General features: G+C 54.7%; 17 protein-coding genes and 2 riboswitches. Of the genes, 7 read left to right on the top strand and 10 right to left on the bottom strand.

What is annotated here, in order from left to right; all coding sequences use genetic code 11:
- Window positions 1-74 precede the first annotated feature (74 nt).
- Window positions 75-242 (bottom strand): hemin uptake protein HemP, encoded by a 168-nt coding sequence (gene hemP, locus INT21_RS06095; protein WP_084183610.1) that lies wholly within the window; start codon window positions 240-242, stop codon window positions 75-77.
- 256 nt (window positions 243-498) lie between these two features.
- Here hemP and INT21_RS06090 point away from each other — a divergent pair, with 256 nt between their 5' ends.
- The gene (locus INT21_RS06090) at window positions 499-2634 is read left to right on the top strand and encodes a PhoX family protein (RefSeq protein ID WP_193059555.1); all 2136 of its coding nucleotides are present in this window, start codon (window positions 499-501) and stop codon (window positions 2632-2634) included.
- A 119-nt stretch (window positions 2635-2753) separates the two neighbouring features.
- Here INT21_RS06090 and INT21_RS06085 read toward each other — a convergent pair whose 3' ends face one another.
- Window positions 2754-3074 carry a hypothetical protein gene (locus INT21_RS06085; protein ID WP_193059556.1) on the bottom strand — a complete coding sequence of 107 codons (321 nt, stop codon included), beginning with the start codon at window positions 3072-3074 and terminating at the stop codon, window positions 2754-2756.
- Window positions 3075-3259: 185 nt separating this feature from the next.
- On the opposite strand from INT21_RS06085, the gene INT21_RS06080 reads away from it, so the two are divergent.
- Window positions 3260-4153: a LysR substrate-binding domain-containing protein gene (locus INT21_RS06080; protein WP_089040581.1), complete on the top strand. Its 894-nt coding sequence runs from the start codon at window positions 3260-3262 to the stop codon at window positions 4151-4153.
- A 110-nt stretch (window positions 4154-4263) separates the two neighbouring features.
- On the opposite strand, the gene INT21_RS06075 is transcribed toward INT21_RS06080, so the two are convergent.
- Window positions 4264-4917, bottom strand: coding sequence for a TetR/AcrR family transcriptional regulator (locus INT21_RS06075; RefSeq protein ID WP_193068155.1), 654 nt, complete (start codon window positions 4915-4917; stop codon window positions 4264-4266).
- A 101-nt stretch (window positions 4918-5018) separates the two neighbouring features.
- On the opposite strand from INT21_RS06075, the gene INT21_RS06070 reads away from it, so the two are divergent.
- A complete protein-coding gene (locus INT21_RS06070) occupies window positions 5019-6179 on the top strand; it encodes an efflux RND transporter periplasmic adaptor subunit (protein ID WP_193068154.1) in 1161 nt (386 codons plus the stop codon).
- Window positions 6166-9264 (top strand): efflux RND transporter permease subunit, encoded by a 3099-nt coding sequence (locus INT21_RS06065; RefSeq protein ID WP_193059511.1) that lies wholly within the window; start codon window positions 6166-6168, stop codon window positions 9262-9264. The genes INT21_RS06070 and INT21_RS06065 overlap by 14 nt, the downstream gene beginning before the upstream one ends.
- 72 nt (window positions 9265-9336) lie before the next feature.
- Here INT21_RS06065 and INT21_RS06060 read toward each other — a convergent pair whose 3' ends face one another.
- The 6 genes from INT21_RS06060 to INT21_RS06035 form a co-directional block, all read right to left on the bottom strand.
- On the bottom strand, window positions 9337-10098 hold the full coding sequence (locus INT21_RS06060) for a M15 family metallopeptidase (protein ID WP_442311354.1): 762 nt from the start codon (window positions 10096-10098) through the stop codon (window positions 9337-9339).
- A gap of 33 nt (window positions 10099-10131) precedes the next feature.
- On the bottom strand, window positions 10132-11409 hold the full coding sequence (locus INT21_RS06055) for a TRAP transporter large permease (RefSeq protein WP_193059510.1): 1278 nt from the start codon (window positions 11407-11409) through the stop codon (window positions 10132-10134).
- Window positions 11406-11897 (bottom strand): TRAP transporter small permease, encoded by a 492-nt coding sequence (locus tag INT21_RS06050; RefSeq protein ID WP_193059509.1) that lies wholly within the window; start codon window positions 11895-11897, stop codon window positions 11406-11408. Before INT21_RS06050 ends, INT21_RS06055 begins: the two co-directional genes overlap by 4 nt.
- Window positions 11898-12039: 142 nt before the next feature.
- Complete coding sequence (gene dctP / locus INT21_RS06045; protein WP_193059508.1) at window positions 12040-13086, bottom strand: TRAP transporter substrate-binding protein DctP; 1047 nt, start codon at window positions 13084-13086, stop codon at window positions 12040-12042.
- A 126-nt stretch (window positions 13087-13212) separates the two neighbouring features.
- Window positions 13213-14139 (bottom strand): LysR family transcriptional regulator, encoded by a 927-nt coding sequence (locus INT21_RS06040; protein ID WP_193059507.1) that lies wholly within the window; start codon window positions 14137-14139, stop codon window positions 13213-13215.
- Between the two features lie 67 nt (window positions 14140-14206).
- Entirely contained in the window at window positions 14207-15457 is a 1251-nt protein-coding gene (locus tag INT21_RS06035) for a D-amino acid dehydrogenase (RefSeq protein WP_193059506.1), read from the bottom strand.
- Window positions 15458-15512: 55 nt separating this feature from the next.
- A riboswitch (glycine riboswitch) is annotated at window positions 15513-15621 on the bottom strand.
- Window positions 15622-15644: 23 nt separating this feature from the next.
- Window positions 15645-15735: riboswitch (glycine riboswitch) on the bottom strand.
- Between the two features lie 164 nt (window positions 15736-15899).
- On the opposite strand from INT21_RS06035, the gene INT21_RS06030 reads away from it, so the two are divergent.
- Window positions 15900-16193, top strand: coding sequence for a hypothetical protein (locus INT21_RS06030; RefSeq protein WP_193059505.1), 294 nt, complete (start codon window positions 15900-15902; stop codon window positions 16191-16193).
- Between the two features lie 109 nt (window positions 16194-16302).
- The gene (locus tag INT21_RS06025; RefSeq protein ID WP_193059504.1) at window positions 16303-16830 is read left to right on the top strand and encodes an HPP family protein; all 528 of its coding nucleotides are present in this window, start codon (window positions 16303-16305) and stop codon (window positions 16828-16830) included.
- Here the strand turns inward: INT21_RS06025 and INT21_RS06020 are convergent.
- Window positions 16821-17405: a gamma-glutamylcyclotransferase gene (locus INT21_RS06020; RefSeq protein ID WP_038478724.1), complete on the bottom strand. Its 585-nt coding sequence runs from the start codon at window positions 17403-17405 to the stop codon at window positions 16821-16823. The genes INT21_RS06025 and INT21_RS06020 overlap by 10 nt on opposite strands.
- Before the next feature lie 94 nt (window positions 17406-17499).
- Between INT21_RS06020 and INT21_RS06015 the strand changes: the two genes are divergently transcribed.
- Entirely contained in the window at window positions 17500-18366 is an 867-nt protein-coding gene (locus tag INT21_RS06015) for a sirohydrochlorin chelatase (RefSeq protein WP_193059503.1), read from the top strand.
- Window positions 18367-18396 lie beyond the last annotated feature (30 nt).

Genomic DNA, 18396 nt, shown 5'->3' with positions numbered 1-18396 from the left:
TTGCTGGCTGGGTGCGATGGGCTACCTGGCTGGTTAAAAGGGTAAGTAGTAGGTAAGTGATTATTTTAAAAGGCTTACGCCGTTAAGATCAGCTTGCCGCTTTTCGTGCGTCGCAGCACATAGCGTCGCTGTTCATGGTGAATAACCAACTGACCGTCTTGATCAAGCAGCGCCTGACTTGTCACTTCGCGAGATGCGCTAGGCGAGCCTTCTGGCGGAACGTCTTTTTTTCTGGGCTGCATGAGAGGTTGTTTCCTGTGGTAATGATAACTATTAGCATTAATTTAGCAGATTTGACTACCTCTCACAACCATCACTCCCAACCTTACCTAACCACCGTGCAGATGCTTAACCAACAGTTTTTAAAGGTGGGGAATAGCTTGCGAATGAACGTTCACCTAACAGTAGAGTTCTCGTCATTACCCTGTCATTTAAATTGATTAGTGTCCTCTTAACATAAAACTAGCGCGTGTTAACCGTGACGAGAGGATCGTAGTTATGAGCAAGGAAATTGAAGACCATCGCCTGTTAAATCAGAGCAGCAACCAGCCGTTTGCGGATGTGTTAGCGCAGCATGTTTCGCGACGAGCGGTAATGCGGGGCGGCTTAGGTTTGGCCGCTGCTTCAATGCTTGGCTTTGGCGGTGCCGCCCAAGCACTGGCTTCAAACGGGGCGCAAAAAACGCCGTTGACGCTGGCGTTTGAGGCGGTTCAAGGATCGCTAACGGATGCTGTCGTAGTGCCTGAAGGCTATGTTGCCCAAGTGCTGGTGCCGTGGGGCACGCCGTTGAGCGCTGGTGACAGCTGGCAGTCCGACCAGTCAATGACCGCCGAGCGTCAAGCCGCTAGCGTGGGTATGAACCACGATGGAATGGCTAGTTTTGCCCTGGATGCTGACAACGCCTCACGGCGCTTTGTGCTGGTGCTCAACAACGAATATATCGATCAAGCAGCGCTGTGGGCACCTCAAGGTGGCCCGACCAATACGTCAGAAGGCAAGCGCCCCGCCGAAGAGTCGCGTACTGAAATCAACGCTCACGGTGTCACTATTGTGGAAGTTGAGAAAGACGCTAACGGACACTGGTCGCATGTGCCCGGCTCCCGCTATAACCGCCGTCTTACCAGCGCGACGGTGATGGAAATTGCAGGCCCAGTGGCAGGCAGTGACTATGTGAAAACGCGTTTCTCCCCAGCGGGTACGCAAACCCGTGGCACCAATAACAACTGTGGTAATGGGTTAACGCCCTGGGGTACTTATATCGCTTGCGAAGAGAACTGGCCCAATGTGTTCATTAATCACGGCCAACTCTTCCAGGACGACGCGCGGATTGGTATTCCTACCGATAAAAGCCGCTATGGTTGGGATACCTCGGCGGGTGATGCCTCTGAAGAAAACGATGAGTTTGCGCGTTTCAATATCACGCCACGGGGCGAGCGTGCTGAAGATGATTACCGCAACGAAGCGCGCACCTTTGGCTACCAAGTTGAAGTCGATCCCTATAGTGATGCTTACGCGGTAAAACGCACGGCACTTGGTCGTTTCCGTCATGAAGGGTGCTGGCTAGGTAAGCTGGAAGCAGGGCAACCCGTGGTGTACTACTCTGGCCACGATTCCCGCAACGAGTACGTCTATAAGTATGTTTCTGACGCTGCCTGGGATCCCGCCGATGCCAATCGTCCGGGTGAAGCGTATGACCGCCTCGCCATTGGTAGTAAATATCTGGATAACGGCACCCTCTATGTGGCTCGCTTCAACGCTGATGGCAGCGGTGAGTGGTTGCCGCTAACACCTAACGCGCAAACACGCGATGGCCGTTCGTTGGCAACGGCTTTGGGCTTGGCAGAGGATGATTTAGCTGGAGTGATTATTAACACCTGTGATGCAGCGGATCTAATGGGAGCGACACCAATGGACCGCCCAGAGTGGGCAACCGTGGATCCTTCCTCTGGCGAGGTGTATCTAACGCTGACCAATAATTCGAAGCGTAGCGAAGAAGCTGCAGCGGCTACTTTCACCAATCAAGGCGATGACATTGCTCAGCTAGGGGTAGGCTATGAGACAGCCCCGGCCAACGCCGTTAATCCACGCGCTAATAACGAAGCAGGTCACATTATCCGCTGGCGTGAAAGCCGCTTGCCGAATGCCTTTCGCTGGGAAGTGTTTGTGTTTGGTGCCGCCACTAATGATGAAGGCAATCATTCTGGCCTGACTGAAATGAACCAGTTTGCCAGCCCCGATGGTCTGTGGTTTGACCAGCGTGATGATGGTCAGGGCATTCTCTGGATACAGACCGATAATGGTTACGAAGGCATTACCGAGTACACCAACGACCAGCTATTAGCCGTGGTGCCTAACAGCCTGGACGAGATTCAGGGTACCGGCCCGGTGATTAACAACAGCAACCAGCAGCAACTGAAACGCTTCGCCGTAGGGCCGAACGGTTGTGAAGTGACCGGCATTTTTGCGACGCCGGACAAAACGGCGCTGTTTATTAATATTCAGCACCCCGGCAACTGGCCCGCGGATGGTAGTGCACTGACCCAAGATGCCACCGCTGAGGCCAGCGGTCAGGTACGCCCTCGGGCATCTACCGTAGTTATTCAGAAGCGCGATGGTGGGCCGATAGGGGTGTGAAAATAGCGGTTGAGTCCTAGTCACCATTTTGGGTGCTTAAAACGCTATTGAGAGCTTCCATTAAAAGCTTCGAACCGGTGAAAGGTTCGGAGCTTTTTTTGATCCTGAGCCTTTTGGGCTTACTGCTTTTTCTGCCGGGCTTCTAACGCGTGGATGGCGTCGATCTTCAATGGGAGCTTGTTGGCCCAGAGAATATCTTCGCGGCAATGGCCAATATCCAGCAGCACCTGATCATCGTAGGCCAATAGCGGCAGTATATGGCGGCGGAAAAGACAGCGCCGCCGGAAACGCCACCAGCCCATATCTAGCGCGCGAATTAGCCTCATTGACGGCATGGCAGGCATGTAAAAATCTACTTGTGGTGGCTTTGGGGGCGGCGCTAATTGGCTGGCTTTTACCCATGCATTTTGGGCATGTTGGGCTGAACATTCACACTTCATCGCGCACCTCTTTTTTCACAACGACTGTGCAGGCAGCGGTGTCTGGGCACCGACTGGACAGGCATGGTTTGTGGTCAATAAGTGAGAGGGTCGCGACCTCTTGTGAACAGCTTGGTACTTCGCCTTGGATCAATCAAACGAAAAGATCTACACTGATCGTTAAGTTTTTCTGAAAGGTGGGCGTGATGAATCAACTATCGACCATAGCTCCCAGCCGAGCTGCCTTGCCGTTACTGGATAGCGAGGTGCTACGCACCTTTGTGACGATTGCGGAGAGCGGCAGCTTCACCCGCGCCGCCCAGCAGCTATTTCGCACCCCATCTGCACTGAGCATGCAGATCAAACGGCTAGAAGAAACACTTGGGCAAACGCTATTTGTGCGCGAGGCGCGCTATGTGCGCCTGACTACCGAGGGGGAAGTACTCCTGGGCTATGGTCGACGGCTGCTTAAGCTCAATGCTGAAGCCGTGACTCAGTTTTTAGCTCCCACCATAGAAGGGCGCGTGGGGCTGGGTATAACTGACGACGTCGTTGGGCGTATTTTACCCAATGTGCTTGCTCAGTTTGCTCGCTCGCATCCGGCCGTGCAGGTCGATGTCGTCGTTGGGCGCAGCAAAGACCTGCTCGCTAGGCTGGATGAGGGAGAACTCGACTTGGCGCTGGTGATGGGCGGAGAGCCTGGTCAGGCGGCGCGCGGTGATGTGGTGCATAGCGAACCGTTAGTGTGGGCTGGTCGTGAGGATGGCGTTGCCGTAGAACGCACACCGCTGCCGGTGACCTTGGCTCAACAGGGGTGTGCGTGGCGGAGGATCGCGCTAAACGCCCTTGATCATGCTGGGGTTAATTACCGGATCGCTTACTCCTGTGACCATTGTGCTGGTCAGGAAGCGGCTATGCTGGCTGATCTGGCTGTGACGGCTTTTCCGAAAAGCTTGATTCGCCCACCGCTCAAACGGTTAAACAACGATGCTCTACCGCCATTGGGCGATTATCAGGTATTTCTTGTCAAGCGTGCGGGCAGTAGTGATGCCAGTGAGGTATTGGCTGAACGAGTGGTAGAGGCATTACGGGAGGGGTGAGCTTAACGCACTGCATTTAGCGGTAGTGAGATTCCCTGGGATGGCCCGTTCAGGGCGAGCCACTACGCCATCACATGATCGTCGCAGGAGGCATGTGCTTGCCATGTCTGTTACGCCTGCTTGCCATACGCCGCCAAAAATACATCCACTGCGCTGCTGATCTGACGATGAATCTCTTCATCGCTGGGGAGCTGACGAACCCCCATACGCACCTCCATAACTAACATGCCTTGCCACATGCTACAGAGTTGGTCGGCGGCTAGTGTGGGTGCGTTAAGTGTTAAGTGCCCGGCGCGGGCTAGCCCCTCAAGCTTTTCCTGCAGCCACTTTTTAGTGGCCCAGGGGCCTGATTCGAAAAAGGCCAGTAGCAGTTCGGGGTGCTGACTTCCCTGTGTACTCATAACGCGCTCAACGGCTAACACGTGGGGCTCCAACAAAAAGCGCACGAGGCTTGTGCCGACTTCAATCAGTGACTGACGCACGACTTCATGAGTGTCGGGAAGCTGTTCTAGCCCATGACGAATGAGGGCGGTTTCACGCTGAATGACGTTGCCAAATAGCGCTTCTTTGGTTGCAAAATGGCCGTACACAGTCACTTTGGAAACACCCGCTTCACGGGCAACGGCTTCCATGGTCACCCCTTCGAGCCCAAAGCGAAAAAATAGGCAGGCCGCCGCGTCTAGCATCGCGTTGTGCTTAGCCATGTCTTTGGGGCGACCGGCGCTGCGTTTTTTGTCAGGCGGTAAAGGTTGCGAGTCCGTCATTGCGTAAAATCCGTGCCTATCGAATAAATAAATATTGAACGCTGGCGTACACATATTATAGTGAACCGTATCGTTCAAGAATAAACCATTTCGAGGCCATTATGGACACTTCCTTCAATACTTCCTGGCGCCACCGGAGTCGTGGCACGTTGGCGGCCTTAATTATGATGAGTATCACGGTAGTTGCGGTGGTTGCGCTTACTAGCCAGCACAGTCGTGCCCAGTTGGCTAACCAGCAAGAAACGGATAACGCTTTGTTGCAAGTGGTGACGCAGTCTCTTGCCCACTCCGAACAGCTGGAGCGGGACGTGCGCTTAACGGGGCGAGTGGTTGCACGTCAGTCAGTGTCGCTTGCCTTTGAACCCGCTGGCCGTGTTAGCGAAGTGTTGGCTGATAGGGGGAGTGCAGTTGAGCAGGGCGATGTGCTGGCGATACTGGATACCCGTCGTCTTGAAAGCCGTTTGGCAGAAGTGGCCGCACGCAGTGAGGAAGCCCGCGCCGGCCTTGCTTTTGCCCAGCGCCAAGAAGAGCGTGAAGCGCAGCTTAATCAAAGTAACTTCGCCAGCCGTACGACGTTGGACCAAGCGCGCACGGATCGGTTAACGCTTCAAGCCCGCCTTGCGGCACTGGCGGCGGAACGAGACAGTCTTACTGCTGATCTTGAGGACAGCACATTAAAAGCGCCCTTCGCCGGACGCGTCATTGAGCGTCATGTCAGCGTTGGTAGTTTAGTGACTAGCGGTACCGCCGCGTTTGAGCTGATCGATGTTGAGCAACTTGAAGCGCATCTAGGATTGCCTGCTCGGTTAGCGTCGACGTTTACACCAGGCGAGACGGTAACACTCAACGTTAATCACCACGCTATCGGCGGTAAGGTGCGTGCTCGGCTACCCCATATTGACAGCGACAGCCGCATGCAGACGCTGGTTGTCTCGCTTGACGCCTCAAACAGCGCGGTGCCTGGTGATCTCGTTGAACTTGGCTACGCAGTGGTAGAGCCTGCCAGTGGCTATTGGGTGCCGCTAGATGCCTTACGTGCTGCCGAGCGAGGATTGTGGAACGTACTGGTGGCAGAACCGCTGGAAGAGGGGCATTTTCGTGTGGCACGGGCGAGCGTGGAATTACTGCACACTGAAGGCGATCAAGCCTTTGTGCGCGGAACCCTTGAGCCAGGAATAAGGTTAATTACTAGCGGCATTCACCGCATCACCCCTGGGCAGCAGGTCACCCTCAGCGAGGATATGGCTTATGCAGCGCATTGAGTGGTTATTTAACCGCCGTTTAGTGGCATTAACCTTGGGGTTGCTGGTTGTGGCTGGGCTATCGGCTATTCAAACGCTTCCTCGGGCAGAAGACCCTCATCTGATTGCGCGTATGGCTACCGTGCTTGCGCCGTTTCCTGGTGCTACGCCGGAGCAGGTTGAAGCGCTGGTAGCGCGGCCCATTGAAAACGAGTTGCGCACTATTTCAGAAATCCAAGTGCTTGAATCTACGTCGCGCCAGGGCATCGCTGTTATCAGTCTTGAATTAGAAGACGCGGTTGTTGATGTCGCCCCCGTGTGGAGCCGAGTACGAGATAAGTTAGGCGATATCGCGCCAACCTTGCCAACCGGTGTGCAAACACCAGAGCTGCTGGATGACCGCGGTTACGCCTTTAGCATGGTGGCCGCCCTGCGCTGGACACTAGATTCTTCGCCCAATCCGCAGTTGATGGAGCGTTATGCTGAACGCCTAGAAGATCAGTTTAGGCGTGTTGCAGGCACGGAATACACCCATCTGTTTGGTGTCGCAGGAGAGCAGGTCGAGGTCATGGTCGACCCCTTAGAGCTAAATGCGTTGGGGCTTTCTGTAGGCCAGTTGGCCGCCGCCATTGAAGCAAGTGATGGCCGCCGCACGGCAGGCGAAGTGGTTACTCAAGGCCATCGGCTAACGGTCGGGCTGAGCGGTGAATTTGATACGTTGGACAGGTTGCGCGATGTCGACGTGGCTATCCGGCAGGGCCAAACGGTGAGGCTAGGTGAGATTGCCGAGCTGCGCCGCGGCGTGCAGGACCCGCCCGCCGCCATGGCGCTGCTTAACGGCGAACGAGCTGTGTTTGTGGGTGCCCGTATGGCTCCCGGCCAGCGTATTGATGTTTGGGTTGAACGGGCTCAGCAACAGCTAATGGCGTTTGCTGACGAGCTGCCCGTGGGCCTTGATGTTGAAGTGGTGTTTGAACAAGCCAGTTACACCAATCAGCGCTTAAGCGATGTCGCTAGCAGCCTGCTGATAGGGTTAGTGCTGGTAGTGGCTATTCTGTTTTTAAGCATGGGCTGGCGCTCGGCGATCACGGTGGGACTAGCGATTCCCGCCACGGCGCTGCTCACGTTGGCGTTTTTCAAGCCACTGGGTATTGATATCCACCAAATGAGCATTACCGGCATTATTGTGGCGCTGGGGTTAATGGTGGATAACGCCATTGTCATGACCAACGCCCTTCGTGAGCGTTTCTTGCAAGGGGACTCAGTGATTGCCGCGACCCGAGATGCCTTGCGCCATTTAGCCGTGCCGTTACTGGCTAGCACCCTGACGACCATTCTGGCGTTTATGCCAATTGTGCTAATGCCGGGGCCCGCCGGAGAGTTCGTAGGACCGCTAGCCCTGGCCGTTATTGTAGCGCTGGTGAGTTCTTACTTGGTATCGCTGCTGTTAGTGCCAGCGCTCTCTCCGATGCTGCTGGCCAGCGTGGCGAAGAAACCGTCAGGCTCACAAGATAACGTGATTAAGCGTGGTTTTCGGGGGGCCGTACGTAGCTCGCTGCGTCATCCGGTGGCTGCCATGATCATTACCTTATGCGTGCCTGTGAGTGGTATCGCATTAATGCCAACGTTAGACGTCGCGTTTTTTCCACCGGCAGACCGTGACCAATTCCACATTGAAGTACGCTTGCCACCGGCTAGCAGCATCGCCAATACCGCTGCGTTGGCCGATGAAGCCGTAACCCTTATCCGAGAGCTGCCGGGCATCAAGCGGGTGTCGGCATTTATCGGCGAAAGTGCCCCCATGATGTACTACAACGTATTGACCAATGAGGATAACAACCCAGCGTTTTTACACTTAATTGTCGATGCCGAGTCGTTAGCGGTGACTAACCAGCGGGTGCCAATGCTGCAGCAAGTACTTGATCAGCACTTTCCGCAGGCGCAAAGCGTGGTGCGTAAGTATGAGCAGGGGCCTCCGTTTAAAGCACCGATTGAGCTACGGGTCTATGGCGATGACTTGGACATACTGTCATCGCTGGGACTTGAACTAGCGAATCTAATGCATCAGTTGCCTCAGGTAACCCATGTGCGCGCAGGCATGCAGCGCGACCTGCCCAGGCTAACGCTGGATATCGACCAAACGGCGCTTCACGATGCAGGCCTCACGCCACAACGCCTAGCGGAACAGGTTGGTGCTGCACTGTCAGGCCAGTCTGCAGGCATGCTGCTGGAAGATACTCAGCAGCTTCCCGTCCGAGTGCGTTATGTTGGTGAATGGCGCACCGATGCTGAACAGCTTGCTGCGCTGCGCTTAGTCAGTGATGGCGTCGCAGAGGGGTTGCCGCTAGCGGCAGTGGCGGAGGTATCGCTAACGCCAGCCTGGAGTGTGATTACTCGCCGTAATGCGGAACGGGTGCAGTTAGTGCAAGGCTACCTGGTAGCCGATGCGTTGCCGGCAGTTTCCATGGCACAGCTAGAGGACGCGTTGCAGAACGCGCTAAATGCAGGAGAAATTCACCTCCCTTCTGGCTATCGCATTGAAACCGGTGGAGAGGCCGCCGAACGTAGCGAAGCCGTGGGTAACCTGCTGGCCTCGGTGATACTGTTGGTGATTGCCATGGTGGCAACGGTCGTGCTGGCGTTTAATTCCTTTCGCCGCGCTGCCATTGTGTTTATTGCCGGTGCCCAGGCGATGGGCATGGGCATTGTAGCGCTGCTGCTCAGTGGTCATGCATTCGGTTTTGTCATTATTGTCGGCATTATGGGGCTGGTGGGTGTGGCGATTAATGCCACTATTATCATCATTGCTGCGTTTGACGACGATGAAGCGGCACGCCAAGGCGATATCGATGCCATGTTAGCGGTCATTAGCGGCCCCACCAGTCGTCATATTATCTCAACGACGATCACCACTTTCGCAGGATTAATTCCATTAATGATGGCGGCAGGTGGATTGTGGCCACCTTTCGCGCAAACCGTCGGATTTGGGCTGCTTTTGGCAACGCTGGTGTCGTTTTTCTTTACCCCAGCGCTTTATCGGCTTTGGGTAGCAAGAGCAAGCTCGTCTATCGGTAGCAAGCATGCGGTAGCGGGAAACGCAATCTGAGCATACTTGATAAGGTAGTGTGAGTTCTAGGCGACGATGCCCTTTACCTGGAGTGGCATCGTGCCTAGTCAACTACAGCTGTCGGCGCCAGCGATTCTCAATGGTGTCCAACTCTGCCGGGCCGTAATGGGCCTGCTGATGTGACCCGTAGTAGGCCCATAATTGATCGCCGTAGTCGAAGTGCCACCACTCGCTGGGCAGGTTTGTGAAGCCTTGCTGTTGCATGGTGTGGTATAGCAGGCGGCGGTGATCTCGGGCGTTGACTTGCTGCGGCGTTAGCGTTTCCAGGTGCTCGAAATAGTCGCTATGAGAGGCGGGGATCGCTTCATCAAACAGTGTCCCCATATCCAGCGGCAGGCCATCGGCATCACATAGCGTGACATCGACGGCACCACCGGTGAGATGTGGGCTCGGTTCTAGTGGATTGCGGCTGGGAACCGAAACAAACTCCCTTGTGCGCTCCAGTAGCTCCGCCTCGCTGAGGTCGGGCTGATGATGCTGGATGGCTTCGTGCAGGGTATCAAATAGGTACTGCTGTACCCGCCATGGACGCCAGCCGTCCAGCACAATTAGACCGATCCCTTCGGGCAAGCTGCGCGCTGCGGCGAGTAGCGCCCGATAAACGCTTTCCCGAACGAAACACTCTGGTACCGCGCCGGGAATGCCCAGCCGAGCATAGGCGGGGAATACGCTAATCGGTGCCGGGGCGAGGCTCATTGGCACCAAGCGCTCACCATTATCTTCAATAGATGTTCGGCGTAGCTGTTCCCAGTTTGGAGCTAGGTGGCTGGGTAGAGGCGGTAAGGCCTTCACTAGTGTGTTCAAAGGCATCATGTTATCCAAGCAAAGGATTATTCAAGAAGAGCACTATCCAAACTGTGTAGGCAGCCAAAGCGTGAGTGGCGGAAACAGGATGAGTAGAAGAAGCACCGCAATCGCTGTTAGCACAAAGGGCCAAATGGTTCTGAATAGCGACACTATCTCCAGCCGACTGACCGCGGCGGCGACAAACACGCAGGCGCCTAGCGGCGGGGTGATTAACGCGATAGTAATGTTAAGCGTGATGATGACACCCAGATGAATGGGGTCGATACCCGCCATCATTGCCACTGGCGCAAAGATAGGCGTCAGTAGCATCAGCGCTGACACTTCCTCCATAAACATGCCCGTTATAAAGGTAATGGCACTCAGTAACAGTAGAATCACTACTGCGTTGTCTATGTAAGGAGATAACAGCGAGACAAATTGGGCGGGCACTTGTGCATAGGAGAGTAACCAGCTAATTGTCGCTGAGGCGGCCATAATCAGAAAAATCGCCGAGGTTAAGCGTGCCGTATCGACAATAGCTTTCCAGCACTCTTTAAAACGCAATCCTCCCAGCACGACCCCGCACAACGCGACATACAGCGCTGTCAACGCGCCCGACTCGGTCGGCGTTACGAAGCCCAGCACGATGCCAGCAACAATAATAAAAGGGGCGATAAGTGCAGGCAGAGCGGCTATAAAGGCAATGCCAAGTTGGCTGAGTGAGGGCAACTGACCACTTTTGGGTAACCGATGGCGCCAGGCATACCAAGCGTTCATGCCCATAAAGGCAACGCCTAGTAGCAGCCCTGGAACGACGCCTGCCAGAAATAGGTTGCCGGCCGAGGTATTGGTCAGTGAGGCGTAGAGAATCATAAAGATGCTGGGGGGAATAATCGGGCCGATTAACGAACTGCCGGCGGTCAACCCTGCGGCAAAGGCTCGCGAGTAGCCCTCCTTCTCCATGGCAGGTACTAATAGCGACCCAAGTGCCGAGGTGTCCGCCACTGCTGAGCCATTAACACCCGCGAAGAATACGCTCGACACCACATTGACGTGCCCCATGCCGCCCCGCAAATGCCCTACCATCAGGCGGGCGAGCCCCATCAAGCGTTCGGTTAAGCCGCTGACGTTCATCAGGTTGCCAGCGAAGATAAATAACGGAATCGCCATCAAGGAGAATACATTGATACCACCAAAGAATTGCTGCGGCAGCATGCGTGGAATCATTGAGGGGTCGACAAATAGAAAGCCGACTATCGCGGTGGTCAACAGGGCGATAAACAGGGGCAGTCCAATCAAAACGTGGCCCAGGAAAACAACCAGCATAGTGACAATCATAGGTCGTCCTCGATGGTCTTGAGTGGTGCAGGGCCATAGAGAAGCACATGCCAAGCCAGCAGCAGAAAACCAATCGGTAGCGAAAGCAGTGGCACCGTACGGCTAATGCCGAGCCCAGAAGTGGTAAACATACTGACCGACAGTGCATAGCGATAGCTAACCCATGCCCCGCCTGCCGCAATTAGTAGGGTGAGTAGCCATTGGTACACGTTTAGCAAGCGAGCAAAGGGGACGGGCAGTCGTTTCTCTAACAGACCAACGCGCATATGCCCTCCTTCAGACCAGACAGCACCAGCCGCGAGCATTACGGTGGCGATGATCAAGAAACGTGATAGCTCATCTGTCCAGATCGGCGCGCCACCAGCGATGTAGCGTGCAAACACCCCAAACAGAATAGCCGCAACATTGAGCGATAACAGTGCGCCCGCCAGAGTTAAGGTAACAGGGCGGCTGATCGCTAAAAGACGGGATCGAAGCGTATTAAACATGGCAGCCTTCCATGAAGCACAGGAACGTTAAGCACTTGAATATTAAGTGCTAGGGTCTTAAGTACTGGAGTATTAAGTACTAGGATATTAAGTACTGGAAATAGGGGGCCGGTAAGGTGCCAGCCCCTGTTGTTAACAGCCGTTAGTCGAGCAGTTCGCTCATGCCTGCATCTTCCAATGCCATATCGATCCAGCGCTGCTCGATATCACGCTCACCGAGCCACTCAAGGTAGGCAGGCTGGCCGATTTCGCGGAAAGCGGCTAGCTCTTCTTCAGAGGGGCGAATGACTTCCATGCCTTGCTCTTCCAGATAGGCGATACGCGCCTCTACCTGCTCCTCATTGTGCTCACGGGCATTGTGATTAGCTTCGGATACGGCCTCCATAAAGGCGCTGCGAAGCTCATCATCCCAACCCGCGATCATGTCGCTGTTGCCTACCAGGAACTGGTCGGAGTACTGGATATTGGCGAGGGTCAGGTAGTCCTGCACTTCGTAAAGGCTGCCTAAGATGATATACATCGGCGGGTTCATTTGCCCGTTAGCCACCCCGGTGCGCAGTGCCATATAGGTCTCTGTCCAGGGGATGGGAGTGCCGGAGGCGCCGAAGGCCTCATAAAGAGCGACTTGGCTAGGGTCCATGGCGCGGAAGCGGAGTCCTTCGAAGTCGTCAGGATGGCTGATCGGTCTTTCGTTATTGGTGAACGCCAAAAAGCCGCCCTCTTCCACAACGGCTAGCATATCGATACCGGCACGCTCCTGCAGAGCGTTGCTGACTTCCTGCCAATACTCACCCTCATCGAAGAAAGTGTGGGCTGCAGAAAAATCGTCGAACAGAAACGGAATAGCGCTAACGAAGATTTCATCCACAAGAGGAGAAACACCCGCAAATGACGCCACATTGAGCATGGGCGTATTCATGGTTTGTTCCATGCGCTCCTCTTCTTCGCCGAGCATGCTATTCGGATAGAGCTTAAGCTGGATCTCACCGTCAGTTTTTTCGTCTACCAACGTTTTAAGATTCTCTGCAAAGACGTGGACAGCGTTCTTTTCCGGGTCTGGGGCACCGTTGTAACTTAGATTAATCGTAGTCGCTGCAAGCACGTTCCCTGCCATCAAAGCAGAGCCTACTAGGCATGCGGAAATAAGCTGTTTAGGCGCAAAGTGTTGGCTCAATTTTGCTGGGTACATAGTCAGTCTCCTGGTTTATTGTCGTGAACTACGGGGCGCTATGGGCGCGTTATTAGATTTATAAGGAGTGCCTACTAGAAGACTATGTATTGAGGTGTTGACTATGCAATACCTAAACTGTGGCTTTTATTGCAACAGTCGTGGTGCATCGGCGGAGAAAAAGCGCATGCCTTTGTGCAAATGATTGATGCAAGTGATTGAGGCGACTGGGAGTTCCTGTCCTTTCAGGCTAACAATTTGTGCCCGCGTACCGTTCATCACCGGGTACTGCATGGGGAGTGTGAAGATCTCACCGCGCTCAATCTCATCCGCTACGGTGAGTTCGGGCATAAACGTAACGCCGATGCCTGAGCGGACAAAATTCTTTAACACCGCAACAGAGTTTGTATGCAGGCGTGCTTCAAGATGAATGCGCTCCTGGTGAGCCACCATATTGACCATTTGCCGCATACCAAAAGGATTGTCCATTAACGCCAGAGGCCACTCCTTTAAGTCATGCAGCGTTACCGGGCGATTAAGATCACTAAGTGGGTGATTGGGGGGGACAATGACATCGAGCGGCTGGCGCGTTTCCACGTGGCAGAAAAGTTGCGGGTCTACCGGCGGTGCATAAAGTAGCGCTATATCCACCTCGCGATCTTGGAGTAACGACATCGCTTCATTGACACCCGCCATGCGGATTTCAACTTTGATACCGTCAAACGCTGACATGAAAGTGCCTAACGGTGCGGCGATCAGGTCAGCAATAAACCCTTCTCCCACGGCAATGCGAACTTCCCCTTTCGCGAGACTTTGCAGTGCCATTAGTTGGGAGAGCACCGCTTCTTCTGAAGCCCGCTGGGCATGAAAATGGTGCACCAGTAGCTGGCCCGCTGCAGTGGCACGCATCCCTCTTCCGTGTCGCTCGCATAGCTGGGTATCCAGCTCTTCTTCTAGTGCTTTTAGTTGGCGGCTAACGGCAGAGGCATCGACATTCAGGTGGGCGGCGGCACGCCTGAGCGAACCGCGCCGAATCACTTCATTGAGGTAGGTTAATGCACGCTGGTTAAGCATAAAACACGCCTATGTTGGGGTGTTCTATATCTTACCGGAAGCCTGCCCGGACTTGTCATGGTTGGCATTAGCTAAGCGGTTGGGGGGCTGGCTCGCGGAGGATATTTTTCTCCTCCACCGCATCCGCCAGCATTTCGGCGGTAATGGCTGACAGTGTCCAGCCTAGATGGCCGTGGCCGGTGTTATAGAAAACAGTCGGTAAACGGCCAGGTCCAACTTTGGGCAGCATATTAGGTAGCATCGGCCGCAGGCCTGCCCAGGGCACTACGCGTTGGGTGCTCACGCCAGGGAAACACTCTTCTACCCAGCGAACCAGCGGTTGAATGCGGTCGTTGCGTATATCGCGATTCGCGCCGTTAAATTCAGCGGTGCCAGCCACGCGGAAGCGGTTGAGCCCCAAGCGGCTGGTTACCAACTTGGTTTCATCGTCTAGCAGGCTGACGGTTGGCGCGGCTTGCTGAGAGGTCTCGTCATCTAGCTGTACGGTGATGGAGTAGCCTTTTACGGGATAGATATTAACGCGATCGCCTAATTTGGCGGCAATGGCGCGGCTGCCGGTCCCCGCACAAACTACCACGCTGTCAAACCGTTGGCTCATGCTGTTGTTATCTACCGTGGCGCTTACCCAAGCCCCATTCTCGTCAGCACCAATATCGTCAATATGGTGGCCATAGTTAAGCTGCACGCCACGCTTGGCGGCTGCTTGAGCAAGGCCGTTGGTATATTTATGGATATCGCCAGTGGCGTCGCTTTCGGTATAGAAACCGCCATAGTAACTACCTGCCAGGGTTGGCTCGATGGCGCGCATTTCATCCGGCGTGACCGATCTGCGTTCAAGGCCGCCTTTCGCTAACAACTGCGACACGCGCGAGGCGTGATCAAAGCCAGCTTTGTCGCGGTAGATATGCAGAATGCCTTGCTGTTTAAGATCAAAATCAATCTGCTCGTCTTTCGCCCACTGGAATAAGTGTTCTCGGGCAGCAATCGCTAACCGAGTGGTTTCCGTGGTGTTGTCGGCATAACGGGGAATGGCGGCGATGAACTCTGCAAACCAACTGAGTTTGTGCCAACTAGGGCGAGGGTTGACCAGGAGCGGCGCGTCGTTTTTTAGCATCCAGCGCAGGCCTTTAAGCACCGTCGGCCAGTGGTTCCACACTTCAGCATTCGAGGCCGACAGCTGCCCGCCGTTGGCAAAAGATGTTTCCATCGCCGCATAGCGGTGTTTTTCAAAAACAGTCACATCAAAGCCGCGCTTTGCCAGAGCATAAGCACTTGTAATACCGGTGATCCCACCGCCAATAATAGCAATGCGTTGCATGTGTCTCTCCAGATTGTATGAGCGTCAAGCGATACCCCTAGCAACATTGGCTAGGCGTACCCCTTCCGTCATGGAACCTGAGAGATTCACGCATCTTGAGGAGGCGCTTGCTCCTTCGGTGGGCTGAGTGACGCAGTCATCAGCCGCTCTTCGGAAAGTGTTAGTAATTACTGTTCTAGTAAATACCGTAACAATAGCGGTCCGGTGGCCTGAGAGTTTCCGGGGTCGTTGCTCCTTCGGCGCTGGTGGCTAGCACCAGTCTCTCCCGCTATTGCGTTGACAACGTTGTAACGCGTCAGTCGAAAAAGTGAAATAGGGTAAACGTCTTAAGGGGGGGACGCAAAGACGCAAAAGAGAGGAGCACGCTGCTTAATGGGCATGCTTTGCAATAGCGTGGTTTTAACTGACAATATCGAAAACCTTTTAGCGATGGAAATAACGCATGCAGGCAAACGGATTTTTTGATGGTGTAGGCGAAGCGATTGGCGATGCTATTCGCGTGATGGTGGAGTTTTTATTGGGCTTCTTCACCAACTTTTTCGGCGCGTTTGATGACTTTATTGATGGTCTAACCCGCTCTCTGGGTATCAATGCGTCGTTCTTTAGCATTCTGGTGTTGGTAATTGGCTTGTGGCTGTTATGGCGCGGCTTTCGAGCGCTGCTACGAGGCTCCTTACTAGGAGCCATCGTGCGTATTGTGCTGGCGCTGTTTATCCTGTCGTGGCTAATGATGTAGAGAGGGCGAGCGCCCTTGAGTCAGTTTCATTAGATAAGTGATCAATTATCATTTGCTTATTTGGTGCATTTTGCCATCATCTGCACTCTTTTTGTGCAGAGGGGGAGCAATGAAAGCTTATCTTGGCAAGATGCGAGGAGAGCCAACGGCGCGCCGCCCCGTCGGCTGGAAAGATGCCTGCTGGTCATGGCTGGGCGCTTTTACTGGTATGGCCGTTATATGCTGGCTAAGCGCCGCTTGGCTCTCGCAGCAGTTATTAATCGTGGGCTCCTTTGGGGCAACGTCGGTGTTGGTTTATGCAGCGCCTGAAAGCCCGTTTGCCCAGCCAAGCCATGTACTGTTTGGCAGTGTTTTGTCGGCGCTGGTGGGGGTGGGGTGCTACCAATTGCTGGGGGCAACGCCTATCTCGATGGCACTAGCGGTGTCGCTTTCCATACTGGTGATGCAACTGACACACACCGTGCATCCGCCGGGGGCTGCCGCTGCGCTGATTGCGGTAGCAGGTGGGGCGAGTGTCCACAAACTGGGCTGGTGGTATCCGCTGATCCCCATTGGCGCTGGGTGCGTGGTCATGCTGGTAGTGGCCATTTTGGTGAATAATTTAGCGCGCCACCGCCGTTATCCACGTTATTGGTAGCGGTGTAGCTGCTCCTCAATGGCGAAAACGTGCGCATCGTCTGTGCCTAATTCGCGTAACGCCTGGGCTAAGTTCAGTAAGTAAGCTTTATTCGAGCCGCTCGGGCCATGGGAATGGGCAATTTGGTGTGCAATATCATCCAACGATGCCTCGCCCAGAAAGGCTGGGTTATCTTCAGTAGCTAAGTAAATTAGCCCTTCCGTTGTTGCCTTTGCCGCCTGCACATTGCCACGCTGCGCTAGAAAAGTGAGCGGCACTTTTTCACGCAGGTAGCCGTTCTTTTCACGTACATCTAGCGGTGCCAGCACGTCGGGTGTAATGCGGTACGCCATGCCGTGACATACTTCCCCTTGGGCACGAATCAGCGTAGCGACGCGCCCCGGTGCGTCCGGCGTGCCACGATGATCGTGAGAGCCTTGCCAAAAACGTCGCGCCCAGCCGGTAATGTAGGCGGGCTGTCGTTCCAAGTAGGCAAAGTCGGCCTTCCAGATCAGCGAGCCATAACCAAAAAGCCAGATATCGGTATGGCCATCGAAGAAGTTTCTTTGCTGGTTCAGGGCGGTAGTATCAAACATCGCTATCAAGCATCATGAGTACGGTACATCGGTTAAAGCGCTCATCTTATCATGCCTTTAGTGATTACTTACTTGACCATTTCCGGAGACCGACATGCGCGCTATTTTTCTCGTCGATAACGGCTCATTACGGCCTCAGGCAACCCACAACCTGCGCCGCGCGGCATCTGCGCTCAGCCAGCAGTTAGGCGAAACCGTGCAGGCGGCTTCCTTGCTGCACTCTAATAAAATCCCTCCTGAAGAGGTTGACGGCATCCCCGCGATGACTCTGGGCCCGGCTGCTGAGCGCAGTGCCGAGAATGGGGCGACAGAGATCATTGTGCTGCCGTTCTTCTTTGGCCCAAGCAAAGCACTGACGGGCTACTTGCCAGAGCGCATGGCAGCACTGCAGGCGCGTTTTCCCCAGGTGAGCGTTCGTGTGGCCCAGCCGCTGGTGGATGAGCGGGGCAATAATGACCTGCGCTTAGCCAAACTGCTGGCCGACAACGTGCGCGATAAGCATCAAGCGGGAACGACGCCGCATGTAGCGCTGGTCGATCATGGCAGCCCGATTCCTGAAGTGACCGCCGTGCGCAACCGCTTGGCGGGACAGCTTAGTGTACTGCTTGGTGATGACGTGGCTTGTGTGGCGGCTGCCTCGATGGAACGCCGTGAAGGTGACGAATATCGCTTTAACGAGCCGCTGTTGGAGCATTTATTGGATACGCCGGAGTTCCAATCAGGCCCGGTCATCTTAGCGATGTTGTTTCTCTCGCCTGGGCGTCATGCGGGGGAAGGTGGCGATATCGCCGAGATTTGTGCCGCCGCTGAACAGCGCCACCCAGGTTTGAGTGTGACAACCACCGCGCTGGTTGGCGAACACCCTGACATCGTCGCGATACTGCACGCACGGCTGCGCCAAGCACTTGATGGTGAACGTTTTCTACTCGAACTTCCGGCTACGCTAGACAATGCTCACTAGGTGGGAGGTGTAACGCTGCCCAAAGGCGCG

Source organism: Halomonas sp. 3F2F, assembly GCF_014897805.1.
Taxonomy (GTDB): Bacteria; Pseudomonadota; Gammaproteobacteria; order Pseudomonadales; family Halomonadaceae; genus Vreelandella.
The sequence above is the reverse complement of the archived record's forward strand: the minus strand, read 5'-3'. Positions and strand labels throughout refer to the sequence as shown.